Here is a 12,205-nt window from a genome sequence, read left to right as displayed (position 1 = left end):
GGTCAGTTCTCCTTCGGGTTCGAAGCGGCCCGCGCATCGTTGCGCGTCCGGATCGCGGCCGTCGCCGCTCGGGTGAGGAGGAGCGGGGACCGGGTGAGTCCGAGGCTCCTGGTGGCGAACGCGTGCGCGGCCACCTCGTCCGCGCCGGCGATGTACGCCAGCCGACGGAACCGGCCGAGGCGGAACACCTCGTGGTCGAGCGCCGCACGGAGGCCTCGGGAGCGGTCGGCCGTGACGAGGTGGTGCGCCCGTTCGTGCTCGACGGCGGCGGCGCGCACTGAGCCGACGGGGAACAGGTGTCGCCACCCGAGGTCGTCGACGAGCTGCTCGCAGAACGCGATCGTGTCGGTGAACAGGTCGATCCGGTGATGCCTGGAGTCGTACTGCGCGAGCAGCGCGGCGTGGAGCCCGCCGTCGTGCTCCACGATCGCCGGCGTCGAGCCGGCCAGCGAACCGGCCGTCGAACCGCACGGCGTCGAACCGGCCAGCTCGGTGCCGAACGCCGTCGCCCTGGCAGCGTGCCGCAGCAGTTCCTCGTCGCTGCGGGACTCGTTCGTCGGCACGCCACGGAGCAGGCGCGCCCCGAGCTCGGCGTCGGGCACCTCCGCGAGCGCGCGCAGCGCCGCGGCCGCGACCACGACGGTCACGACCGGACCTCGAGCACGGCGACGAGCGACTCTGCCCGGTCGCGCGACTCGACCTCGGTCCGCGCGAGCGACACGAGCTGCGACTCGTCGAGCACCCCGGAGAGGTCGGCGATGCGCGGCCCGACGAGCAGCTGGAGCGCCGGCGCGCGGGACCCGCCGTCACCGTAGGAGGTGTGCTCACTGATGAGCCGGGGGATGGCCTCGGCACCGGCGCCCGCCGTGGTCTGGTCCACCCGGGCATCGCCCGACGCGAAGCGGATGACGCCGTCGCGGTCGAGGACCCGGACGGGGTGCTTCGGCTTCCGGAGGAACCGACGTTCCTCCGGGGCGCCGAACACGACGTGGCTGTCGGTCGACGCGAGGACGGTCAGTGCCCGCGCGTCGACGCCGAGGCTGCCGGCGGCGACGGCACGGAGGTCGTCCTCGGTGAGTCGCGCCGTGCGGTCCTGCGTGCGGAGCTCGGTCGCCCCCGTGGCGACGGCACGGACGGTGTTCGACTGCGGGTCGACGGTGACGTCGACGGACACCTCGGCCGGAGCGGCACCCTGGCTGATCACCGCCTGTTCGGCCTCGCGGCGGACCGCCAGGATCTGCTCGTCGGTGGCGCCGGGGATCACCCGCTCGACCTGCTCGCGGATGAGTGCGAGCGCGACGCCGATCGGGCTGATCACCTCGCTGTGGTCGGCGATCCGCCAGGGCTTGCCCGAGCGTTCCCCGGCGTGGGGCGTCACCGAAGCGGCACCACCCCCGCCGCCGACGAGCTGCACGGTCTCCTCGGGGATCCGGTAGTCCTCGACCATGCGTTCGACGACCGCGCGGACCGGGGCGACCCCGGCGTCGAGGACGGCGCGTGCGGCACCGTCGACGTCCGTGCCGAGCGCGTTCGCGAGCGGCGCCAGGGCGGCACGTGCGACCGCCCGGTCGGCGTGCGCGTAGTCGGAGTCCGGCACCAGGCCGAGGGCGTTGGCCGCGCACGTCATCGTGATCGCGAAGCGGCCACCGGCCGCGTCGACCACGGCGTGGTCGGCGGGGTCGCCGTCGACGGGGGCGACCGTGGACAGCGTGGCGCCGTCCAGGTCGGCGAGCGTCGCGAAGCACGCGTACGGGAGTCCCGCGATGTGCGCGCTGCGCGGGCCGACGTGCGTGACCTGCGCCGGGCCTCCTGTCCGGATGCGGACCATGGAACCGCCACCGACACCGACGGTGCGGACGTCGAGCGCTGACAGGTAGGTCGAGCTGCCGCCGAACTCGGTGTACTGCACCGCGACCTTGCCGCGGCGGATGACCGAGATGTCCGTCGAGGTCCCGCCGGTCTCCAGGAAGACGCCGTCGGAGAGCTTCTCCTGCATGAGCGCTCCAGCGACACCGGCCGCGGGGCCGGACAGCACCGTGAGCAGCGGGCGCCGACGCATCTCGTCGAGCGACATCACGCCGCCGTCGCACCGCATGACCATCAGCGGCGCGGTGATCCCGGCTGCGTCGATGCTCGACTGCACCAGGTCCGCGGTGGCGAACATGCGCGGCAGGATGACCGCGTTGAGCACGGCGGTCCGCGTCCGCTTGCTCAGACCGTAGAGCGAGCTGATGTCGTGGGTCGCGGTCACCAGGAACCCGCGGGCGCGCGCCCGTTCGGTGATGCGTTGTTCGCCGATCGGGTCGTCGACGGAGAACGGCTCGGTGACGACGAGGGAGCGGATCCCGGCCTGTTCGAAGCGGTCGAGGACACCGTCGACGTGCCGGTCGTCGTCGGCGCGAGGGACGTGTTCGTACGCGACGGGCAGCTTCTTGCCGTCGGCGATCTCGATCTTCGCGAGCCGGCGGAGCCGCTTGGCGAAGAAACCGGCCGGGCCGGTCCCGACCCCGATGAGCCCGACGGGTTCGACGTCGCCCTCGAGCAGGGCGTTCGTCGCCTGAGTGGTGCCGTGCGCCAGGAACACGACGTCCTCGGCGGAGCGGCCGATCCGCTCGAGCAACTGGTGGAGCGCCTCGACGATGCCGTGCGCGACGCCGTCGGGGTGGTCGTGGCTGGTCGGGACCTTGGCCTGCCCGATGAGCTGGAGGGTGGCGGCGTCGATGGCGACCGCGTCGGTGAACGTGCCACCGACGTCGATGCCGATGCGCAGTGCGTTGGGTTTCACGTCGTTGTGACCTTTCGGGTGGGGTGGGAGCGTCAGTAGCCCTGGACCGCGGGCCAGTGCCGTTCGACACCGTCGCGGTCGAGACCGGCGGCGAAGGCGGCGAAGCGGGAGTCCTCGGCCTGGACGGCCTGCGGGGTGGAGCCGGTCGCGATGCAGTGCGCGGCGAGTGCGCCGGCGACCTCGCCGACGTTCCACTCGACGGGGTGCAGTCGGTAGCAGCCGTTGGTGATGTGGGTGGTGCCGATGTCCTTGCCCGCCGGCAGCAGGTTCGTGACGCGTCGGGGGACCAGGGCGCCGAGCGGGATCTCGAACGGGACGCTCGCGATGTCGACGTAGTTGTCGCCACCGGTCGAGGGGTGCAGGTCCAGGCGGTAGCTGCCGACGCCCACCGAGTCGCGGTAGCGCGTCCTGCCGGTCACGCCGACGACCTCGGCGGAGACGTCCTGCTCGACGATCGTCGTCACCGCGCGGATCCGGCGGGACTCGCGGATGTACGCGGCCTTCGCGAGTCCGTCATCGCTGCCGGTGACGTCACCACGCAGTCGGAGACCGGGGAAGCCCGATCCTCCGTCCGGCCGGGGCGCCTCGGTCTGCAACCAGTACAGGACCGAGCGCGAGAGCTGCCGTGCTTCGTGCAGTGCCTGCCGGGTCGTCTCCGCGTCCGCGTCGGCGTCGCCGGAGGTCCCGATCACCGGCTTGAGCCAGTAGTCGTTGAGCGGCCAGTTCACCAGGCAGATGTCCGACTCGAACGCCCCGTCGGCGAACAGCTTCCGTGCGACGATCCGCCGGAAGCCCCAGAGCTCCTTGTCACCGGCGTCGGCGCTCTGGTCGGCGCTGACGGCGAGGGGGTCGGTGTCCGGGTTCGGTTCGAACGTCCGGGGGTGTGCCTCGAGCGTGCGGGGATCGGGCGCGAGGAAGCCGATGAGCGGCGCCGGCCAGAAGTCCGGCTGGTACGCGCGCCAGAAGTCGTACATCTCGGGGCGCTCGATCGTGTGGTCCTCGCCCTCGTGGTGCGACACGGCGAAGCAGAACGTGATGCCCTGCTGGTTCGCCGGGTCCGCGACCTCCGGTGCGTGCGGCTCGCCGTGCTCGTCGCGCGACTCGGCGCCGACGACGTGCTCGACCCCGGCGAGCGGCAGGACCTCGCCGGTCTCGGTCGCGTCGAGCACGAACGCGCCGTGGAGCTCGGTCCTGCGGCCGTCGGCGCGCTCGACCGTGACGCCCGTGACCCGGTCCCCGTCAGCCGTCGCGGCGACCGGACGGTGGTCGAGCATGACCGTCAGGAGCCCGGCGGTGCGGTGGGGCTGGAGCATCTCCTCGATCACCGCGAGGGCGACGCGGGGCTCGTGGCAGAGCTTGCTCACCCGGCCGGCGCCGGGGTTCAGGTCGGGGAGCGCGGCCGCCTCGGCCCGGAGCGGGTACGCGCGGCGGTAGTGGTCGCGGATGCCGTCGCGCAGGGCCCGGTAGCTCCGGGTGACGCCGAACTGCTCGACCCAGGGGTGCTCGTCCGGCGGTACGGCCTGGCTGGTCAGCTGTCCGCCGAGCCAGTCCGTCTCCTCGGTGAGCACGGCGCGTCGGCCTGCGCGGCAGACCGCGAGCGCGGCGGCGACGCCGCCCAGTCCGCCGCCGACGATGACGACGTCGGTCGTGATGGCGGGGTCGGCGGTCGGGATGGGGGTGGTTCCGGGCATGGTGGAGCGACTCCTGACGGAAGGGGACGGGAACGGGCGGTCGGGGTCGGGCCGGTCAGCGCGCCGGCGGGCCGAGCGTGGTCCCGTCGACGAGCGTGCAGGCGAGCAGCTCCTGCACGGGAGGCGGCACGGCACCGCGTTGGACGGCGGCGATGCGCTCGGTGAGCGCGGCGACGGCGCGAGCGCCGAGTTCGGTGCGCGGCGCACTGAGCCGCGTGACGTCGGTCCCGCGGTCGCGGTGACGGGTGTGCTCGCCGAGCACGATCACGGAGAGGTCGTGCGGCACGTCGTGGTCGGTGGCGACGAGCAGGTCGAGCAGCGCTTCGCCGTCGTCCGGGTCCTCGACGAGGACGACGGTCGGACTGGAGGCCCGGATCGCCTCCCACGCATCGGCCACCGTCCGGTGGTCGGTCACCGTGGTCTCCACCAGTGCGTCCGCCGTGTCGAGGCCGGCACCGGTGAGGGCGGCGACGATGCCGGTGTGGCGGTCGCGGGACGACTCGGCGCCGAGTGGCAGGCGCAGCAGACCGAACCGGGTGTGGCCGAGATCGAGTGCGCGCTGGACGAGCTCCTGTGTCGCGGAGGCGTAGTCCACCCCGATGTAGGGCACCCGACCGTCGGCCGCGTCACGACGGCCGATGGCCACGAACGGGTATTCGGTGTCCAGCAGTCGCTCGAGCTCGTCGGCGTCCATCTCGCGGCCGAGCAGGATGCAGCCGTCCGCGAGCCGCAGGCGGTTCGACTCGTGGAACAGCCGCCGCCTGCCGTTCACGACGGGCGTGCTCGTGAAGACGAGCAGGTCGGCCCGGACGTGCTCCGCGGCGCTCTCGATGCCGGTGAGCAGCGGCGTGTAGAAGTCCGACGAGCGGTTCGGGAACGCCGGCTCGTACGTGAAGACGCCGATGAGGTCGTTCGTCGCGCCGACGAGGCTCCGCGCGACCGGGTTGGCGACGTAGGTGGTCTCACGGATGACGTCCAGCACACGGTCCCGTGTCGCCGGCGGGATCCGTCGGGTCTCGTCCGCCTTGCCGTTGAGCACGAGCGACACCGTCGACTGACTCACGCCGGCGATGTCGGCGATCATGCGCTGCGTGACGCGTGCGTGGGGTGCTGGCATGGGGTCTGCTCCGGGGCTGTCGACCTCGTCGGTGAGGTAATACGGATGACCGTACGCGATATCGAGTGTTCATACGTATGAGCAGCGAAACATCGTGAAAATACGATTCGCCGTCGCTCACGCGGTGCGGAACCTGGCCACGAACGACCGTCCCGCCGCGCCGCCCACGGGCACGGCGACCTGCAGTCGCGGGCTCGTCGCGACCACGCGGACCTCGGTGTCGCCCGGATCCACCGGGTCGCGCTCGAGCACGGCGCTGTCGACCGTGACGACGACCTCGCCGGTGACGCGCTGGGTCGGGTCACTGACGGCGACGGCGAGCTGGTCGCCCTGCCTGCTGAGGACGACCGAGGCGCGCTGGTCGACCTGGATGCCCGCCGCGGCCGGCGGGGTGGTGGCCTTCCAGAAGTTCGCCATCGTGACGTGGTCGGTGCCCGTCGTCGCGCCGGTCCTCCGCGTCACGGCCTGGACGTCGGCGGTGTTCGCGACGATGGTCACGTCCGCCGACGTCGCGGCCGCCCCGGCGACCTGTGCCTGGGTCGCGCCGGGCAGCTGGATGTAGGCGTACTCGGCGTTCGTGGGGTCCGTGCCGTGGTCGATCCAGAACCCGATGAACCGCCGCGAGTACGACGTCTCGTCCTCGTACGTGCCGCGGTCGTCCATGTCCGTCCACTTGCCGGTGCGGTCCTCGCGCACGACCTGCACCGTGGTGCCGCCCTGTGGGAAGAGGTAGCCGCAGGTGCTCGGGATGTACGCCCACTTCGGCGTGAACGCCGTCGGGGTGCTCCGGACGGTGTCGAAGGTCGTGCCGTCGATGATCGGTGCCGTACGGCCGTTCGGTCCGACGTTGCGCTGCTCGACGATCGTCTGGACCACGTTGCCGTCGGTGCTCGTGATCCCGGCGCCGAGGCAGACGACCGCGTCGCCGATGCAGAACCACGACTTCCGTGCGCGGAGCGGCTGGGTCGTGAACGACAGGCCCATCCCGACCGCCGCGTCGCCGTCGAGCACCGCGCCGCCGGCCCAGGTGTTCGCGACGGTGGAGCGGACGCCGACGCCGATCGTCGGGGTCTTCTGCACGACGGTCGTCCCGGGGATGCGGGTCTTGTCCGCGGTGGGCCACCACTCGTTCGCCCAGTGCCCGAGCTGGTTCGGCAGGTACAGGTAGACGGCGCCCTCACCCTGGTACCAGCCCATCCGGTTCTCACCGTTGGCGCACTCGTACGGCTTGATCGCGGTGGTCTCCATCGCGAACCCCATCGCGAACCCCGGTCGGCGGTGCACCGCGCGTGCCATCGAGGTCGCGACGACGGTCCTGGTCGACTCCTCGCCCACCGGCACACCCGTGTCGGCCATCAGCGCGCGGCCGAGGACCACCGACGTGAGCAGGACCTGCTGGATCGGGACCGGGTCGTACGTGAAGAACCCCGGCTGCCGTTCCCCCGGGGTGCTGCCGGCGAACGTGTACGAGTCGTAGGCGGTGAGCCACCCCTTGACCTGGGACCGGAGCTGCTGTGCTCCGGTCGTGGGGAACACGGCAGCGAGCTGGAGCAGGACGCCGAGCACGAGCCTGCCCTGCCGGCGGTCGGTCTCGTAGAACCGGGAGATCCCGCGACCGTGGTTCATGTCCATGAAGCCGCCGCCGTAGACCCACGGCGCGAAGTCGTCCTGCGTCCAGTCGAACACCTCGGCGACCTGTGCGGTCGAGAACGCCCACGGGGTGCCGAGCGAGGCGACCATCACCGAGCTGAGGACCTGCAGGAGCGACAGTCCGTACCCCGCGGTGTACGCGTACGTGACGTGCTGCACGAACCCACCGTCCGTGTACATGCCGTCACCCGACGTCGCGTACGGGAAGATCGTCTCGAGGTCCGCTCGTGCGCCGTCGATGACCGCCTGGTCGCCGCTGATCGCGCCGCGCAGCATCGTCACCGCACAGGCCCAGTTGCGGTTCGCACCCGTCGAGGTCGCGCCTCCGGTGACCTTCGGGTCGGGTTCGTAGTGCTTGATCGCGGCCATCGCCGTGCTGATCTGCGCAGCGGACAGGTCGTCGTGCATCAGCACCACGAAGTCGTTCAGGGCGAGCGGCGTCCCGATCTGCCAGTCCCACCAGTTGTCGTAGTACGACGTCGCGTCGTACTTGTGCGCGAGGAACCAGTCGAGCGCCGACACGAGATCGGCACGCAGCGCGCTGTTCCCGGACAGGCTCGAGCCGGGGGACCGCAGCGCCAGCGCGAGCTGCCGGAGCCGGTTCGCGCTGCTGGTCACCGTCGACGAGGTGGTGGGGCTCGCGAGGTCGGACCAGAGCGTCGTCCGCGTCGCCGAGGTGTCCAGCGGGGTCGTGCCGCGCCAGAACTCGTTCGCGGCGGCGGCCGTGTCCTGCACGTAGGCGACGAGGACCGGGTCGGACGTGTCGTAGTCCGCGATCAGCGTGCCCAGCCACTGCGAGCGGAACCGATCGAAGTCCGTGGGAACTGCGGCCGTGGCACGCCACGGCCGTGCGACGGTGTCGGCGGTCGCGAGTGCGGCGACGGCCGATGCACCCACGATCAGGGACCGGCGGGAGAGACCGAACGAAGTGGGTCGTGCAGGCATTGCGTCCTCCGGGGATCGTTGCGTGGCGGGCGGCGTTGCCCGTCACGACCCCGATGATCAACGCCTCGGTACGCCCCGGTCAAGGTGCTCATACCTATTACTGCTGCTCATCAAGATGACCTGCGCCGATCGCAGCCACCGATGGCGGGGCGACGTCGCTGCCGGTCCTGCGGTGGGCCTGTACCCCGACCGGACAGGCGGGGGAGCCTACCGTGGCAGCGTCATGGCAGCCGAACACCGCAAGCCCGCCGAGCCCGACGCGGACCCCGCCGTCGAGCACCACTCCGCACACCACGTGGCTCGCACCGACGCGCCACCGGAGGCGGACCACGCTCCGGAGGACGCCGGCGACCAGCCGGACCCGAACCGCTGGAAGGCACTCGTCGTGTGCCTGCTCGGCGGCGGGATCGTGCTCCTCGACGTGTCGATCGTCAACGTCGCGCTCCAGTCGATCTCGAGCGGACTCCCTGGCGCATCGCCCGAGGCCGTCCAGTGGATCCTCTCCGGCTACGCGCTGTGCTTCGGCCTGCTGCTCGTCCCCGGCGGACGGCTCGGAGACGCCTCCGGTCGACGTCGCATGTTCGTCATCGGCGTCGGGCTGTTCACGATCGCGAGCGCCCTCTGCGGGTTCGCGCCGAACGGCCTCGTGCTGGTGATCGCCCGGCTCGTGCAGGGCCTCGCCGGCGGTCTGCTCACCCCGCAGGTCACCGCGCTCATCCAGCAGCTGTTCCGGGGCAAGGAGCGCGGCACCGCGTTCGGGTTGTTCGGGGCGACCGTCGGCATCGCCACCGCGATCGGCCCGCTCGTCGGCGGCCTGCTCATCACCGCCTTCGGGACGGAGAACGGGTGGCGGTTCGTCTTCTTCGTGAACCTGCCCGTCGGGCTCGTCACCATCCTGCTGGCGTTCCGCTTCCTGCCCGCGGCCGCCCGGGCCGAACGCGGGAAGAAGCACGACTTCGACCCGGTGGGCATCGCGCTGCTCGGTGCGGCGGTGGTCGCCCTGCTGCTGCCGTTCGTGCAGTCCCAGGAGTGGGAGGGCACCGCGAAGTGGTGGCTCGTCGTGGTCGCCGTCGTGCTGGGCGCGTGCTTCGTGCTGTGGGAGCGGCGGTACCAGCGGACCAAGGAGCCCGTGATCGACCTCGGGCTGTTCCGGCGCCGGTCGTTCTCGCTCGGAGTCGGTCTCGCGACGCTGTACTTCGCCGGGTTCACCCCGCTGTTCTTCGTCCTGACGCTCGCGCTGCAGTCCGGTCTGCACTACTCCGCGCTGCTGGCGGGGTTGGCCTCGGTCCCGTTCGCGATCGGGTCCGGGATCGCGTCCACGATCGGCGGGCGGGTCGTGCACCGCTTCGGACGGCAGCTCATCGTCGTCGGCACGGTCCTCGTGCTCATCGGACTCGGCGGCGTCGTCTGGGTCGTCGCGAACCACTTCCGATCGGACCTCGGCTGGTGGCTCGTGGCGCCGCTGCTGGTGGCCGGCATCGGCTCCGGGCTGACCATCTCCCCGAACCAGACCCTGACCCTGTCCGAGGTCCCGGTCGAGCAGGGCGGATCGGCGGGCGGACTCATCCAGGTCGGCGCGCGAGTGGGGTCGGCGATCGGCATCGCGGCGGTCGGGAGCGTGTTCTACTCGGCGCTGGCGAGCTCTCGTGGCGACTACGCCGAGGGGCTGCCGCTCGGGCTCGGGGTCGCGCTCGGCTTCGTCGCTGCGGCGCTGCTCGCGGGGATCGTCGACGTGGTGGTCGGGAAGGTGCGGGGGACCCAGGCGTCGGTGTGAGCGGGCCCGCCCCGGTTGGCGCGATCTGTACGACCGCCGTCTCCGCTGCTGCTGGTACCCCGTCGCCGGGCGCGGTTGGGTTGGCCGCATGGAACAACACCGTGCACCGGGCCGGCTGCTCTGGCCCGCCGCAGCGTGGTTCTGGGCGCTCCAGTTCGCCGTCCTCAACCCGCTCCTCGCCGTGCTGCTCGTCACGCTCACCGGGGCGACGCCGTCCGAGGTCGGGTGGGTGCTCGGCTGCTACAACGTCGGCGGGTTCGTCGCCTCGCTGCTGATCCCGACGCTGGCCGACCGGACGGGCGACTACCTTCGACCGCTGCTGCTCTGCGCGCTCGCCGGGGCCGGCCTGGTCGCGGTCCTCGCCCTGACGACGTCGCTCCCGGTCGTGGTGATCGCGCTCGTCGTCCTCGGCGGGCCGCCCGGAGTCGGCTCGACCCTGCTGTTCGCACAGCTGCGGCACGAGGGCGCTCCGCCGGCACGGGTCATCCGCACGCGTGCCGTCGTGTCGTTCGCGTGGGTGGTCGGCCCGCCGCTGGCGACCCTCGGCACGGGCGCCGCCGGGACCCCTGCCGCGCTGCTGCTGCTCGCCGGGATCAGCGTGGTCAACGTCGTCACCGCCCTGCTCCTGCTGCGCCGACGCGGCCCGGTGCGCCGTCCCGACGTCGCTGCTCGTCCGAGCCTGCTGACGCAGTTGCGCGGCTGGTCCCGGTGGTCGGTGGTGACGGCCTTCACGCTGCTGCAGGCCACGAACATCGCGACCGTCACCGTCGCGACCCTGTTCGTCGCCCGGGACCTCGGCGCACCGATCGTCTGGGCGGGGATCGTGCTCGGGGCCGCCGCGCTGGTGGAGATCCCCGCGCTGCTGGTCATGGGCCGCCTGCACGGGCGGGTGCCGGCGCGGACGCTGCTCGCTGTGGGATGGGCGTGCGGCGTCGCGTACTACGGGCTCGCGATGCTCGTCCACGAGCCGTGGCAGCTGCTGGCCCTGCAGCCCCTGAACGCCTGGTTCTTCGCCACCGTCGCCGGCGTCGGCCTGACCGTCTTCCAGGACGTCTTCCCGAGTCCCGGGCTGGCGTCCGGCCTGTTCACGAACACCCGCCGCGTCGGCGCGGTGCTGGCCGGGCTCCTCATCGCGGGACTCGGGACCCTGCCGGACCCGTACCGTGCGGTGTACGCCGCGTCGGCCGGCGTCGTCCTGGTCGTGCTCGTCGTGGCGACCGTCGTCGCGTCGCGGTCCCGACAGGTGCTCGATGCGCGCTAGGTTCGCCACCGTGAACACCGTCCGCGACCACCGCGTGGCCGTGCTCGTCCTGGACGGAGCGAAGGCGCTCGACGTCGGGATCGCGGCGCACGTCTTCGCGAAGCGACCGAGCATGCCCTACGAGGTCCGGGTCTGCGGGGAACGAGCAGGCACCGTGGACGGGTGGAACGGGCTCGCCTACGCCGTGGCGCACGACCTCGAGACCCTCACCTGGGCGGACACGGTGCTCGTGCCCGGGTACCGGAACCCCGCCGACACGACGACGCCCGCCGCCGTGATCGCCGCACTGCGTACCGCACACGAGCGCGGTGCCCGGATCGCCGCCATCTCGACCGGCGCGTTCACCCTCGCCGCCGCCGGGTTGCTCGACGGGCGTCGCGCGACGACGCACTGGCACTACACGCACGTCCTGCAGGACCGGTACCCGGCGGTCGAGGTGGACGAGAACGTGCTCTTCGTCGACGCGGACGCGGTGCTCACGAGCGCCGGTGCGGCGAGCGGGCTCGACCTCTGCCTGCACCTCATCCGGCAGGACCACGGTGTCGCGCTCGCGAACCACGTCGCACGACGGCTCGTCAGCGCCCCGTACCGGAGCGGCGGCCAGGCGCAGTACGTCCCGCGGAGCATCCCGGAACCGCTCGGCGACGTCTTCGCGGCCACGCGGGCCTGGGCGCTCGACCACCTGCAGGACGACCTGACCCTGACGACGCTCGCGCGCCGGGCGACGGTCTCGCCCCGGACGTTCTCGCGGCGCTTCACCGCGGACACCGGGATCACCCCGATGCAGTGGGTGCTCCGTGCCCGCATCGACCACGCGCGCGAGCTCCTCGAGCGGACCGACCTCAGCGTCACCCAGATCGCCGAGGCGACGGGCCTGCGCTCCGACACGAACCTGCGCCGGCACTTCGGCGCGATCATCGGGACGTCGCCGACCGCCTACCGTGCGACGTTCCAGGAGTGACCGGTCTCGGGGGACACCACC

General features: G+C 72.2%; 8 protein-coding genes. 3 read left to right on the top strand and 5 right to left on the bottom strand.

What is annotated here, in order from left to right; translation table 11 throughout:
- Nucleotides 1-2: 2 nt before the first annotated feature.
- From ACIPJY_RS14860 to ACIPJY_RS14840, 5 genes are all read right to left on the bottom strand, one after another.
- Nucleotides 3-647 (bottom strand): hypothetical protein, encoded by a 645-nt coding sequence (locus ACIPJY_RS14860; RefSeq protein ID WP_400460958.1) that lies wholly within the window; start codon nt 645-647, stop codon nt 3-5.
- Nucleotides 644-2,785 (bottom strand): hydantoinase/oxoprolinase family protein, encoded by a 2,142-nt coding sequence (locus ACIPJY_RS14855; protein ID WP_400460960.1) that lies wholly within the window; start codon nt 2,783-2,785, stop codon nt 644-646. Before ACIPJY_RS14855 ends, ACIPJY_RS14860 begins: the two co-directional genes overlap by 4 nt.
- A 32-nt stretch (nt 2,786-2,817) precedes the next feature.
- Nucleotides 2,818-4,476 carry an FAD-dependent oxidoreductase gene (locus tag ACIPJY_RS14850; RefSeq protein ID WP_400460961.1) on the bottom strand — a complete coding sequence of 553 codons (1,659 nt, stop codon included), beginning with the start codon at nt 4,474-4,476 and terminating at the stop codon, nt 2,818-2,820.
- 55 nt (nt 4,477-4,531) lie between these two features.
- Nucleotides 4,532-5,593, bottom strand: coding sequence for a LacI family DNA-binding transcriptional regulator (locus ACIPJY_RS14845; RefSeq protein WP_400460962.1), 1,062 nt, complete (start codon nt 5,591-5,593; stop codon nt 4,532-4,534).
- A gap of 117 nt (nt 5,594-5,710) precedes the next feature.
- The gene (locus tag ACIPJY_RS14840; protein ID WP_400460963.1) at nt 5,711-8,188 is read right to left on the bottom strand and encodes a polysaccharide lyase 8 family protein; all 2,478 of its coding nucleotides are present in this window, start codon (nt 8,186-8,188) and stop codon (nt 5,711-5,713) included.
- Between the two features lie 223 nt (nt 8,189-8,411).
- On the opposite strand from ACIPJY_RS14840, the gene ACIPJY_RS14835 reads away from it, so the two are divergent.
- The 3 genes from ACIPJY_RS14835 (at nt 8,412) to ACIPJY_RS14825 (ending at nt 12,184) form a co-directional block, all read left to right on the top strand.
- Nucleotides 8,412-9,962, top strand: a complete 1,551-nt coding sequence (locus ACIPJY_RS14835) for an MFS transporter (protein WP_400460964.1) — start codon at nt 8,412-8,414, stop codon at nt 9,960-9,962.
- 88 nt (nt 9,963-10,050) lie between these two features.
- Nucleotides 10,051-11,223, top strand: coding sequence for an MFS transporter (locus ACIPJY_RS14830; RefSeq protein ID WP_400460965.1), 1,173 nt, complete (start codon nt 10,051-10,053; stop codon nt 11,221-11,223).
- Entirely contained in the window at nt 11,213-12,184 is a 972-nt protein-coding gene (locus ACIPJY_RS14825) for a GlxA family transcriptional regulator (RefSeq protein WP_400460967.1), read from the top strand. The genes ACIPJY_RS14830 and ACIPJY_RS14825 overlap by 11 nt, the downstream gene beginning before the upstream one ends.
- Nucleotides 12,185-12,205: the final 21 nt, after the last annotated feature.

It is taken from the genome of Curtobacterium sp. NPDC090223 (assembly GCF_044746585.1).
GTDB lineage: Bacteria > Actinomycetota > Actinomycetes > Actinomycetales > Microbacteriaceae > Curtobacterium.
Note: the sequence above shows the minus strand (reverse complement) of the source record. Positions and strands in the feature narration are given on the sequence as shown.

What these genes read in the sequence shown, in the direction of transcription:
- ACIPJY_RS14835 (WP_400460964.1), top strand. Translation starts at nt 8,412, where the DNA reads ATGGCAGCCGAACACCGCAAGCCCGCCGAGCCCGACGCGGACCCCGCC.
- ACIPJY_RS14845 (WP_400460962.1), bottom strand. Translation starts at nt 5,593, where the DNA reads ATGCCAGCACCCCACGCACGCGTCACGCAGCGCATGATCGCCGACATC.
- ACIPJY_RS14840 (WP_400460963.1), bottom strand. Translation starts at nt 8,188, where the DNA reads ATGCCTGCACGACCCACTTCGTTCGGTCTCTCCCGCCGGTCCCTGATC.
- ACIPJY_RS14850 (WP_400460961.1), bottom strand. Translation starts at nt 4,476, where the DNA reads ATGCCCGGAACCACCCCCATCCCGACCGCCGACCCCGCCATCACGACC.
- ACIPJY_RS14825 (WP_400460967.1), top strand. Translation starts at nt 11,213, where the DNA reads ATGCGCGCTAGGTTCGCCACCGTGAACACCGTCCGCGACCACCGCGTG.
- ACIPJY_RS14830 (WP_400460965.1), top strand. Translation starts at nt 10,051, where the DNA reads ATGGAACAACACCGTGCACCGGGCCGGCTGCTCTGGCCCGCCGCAGCG.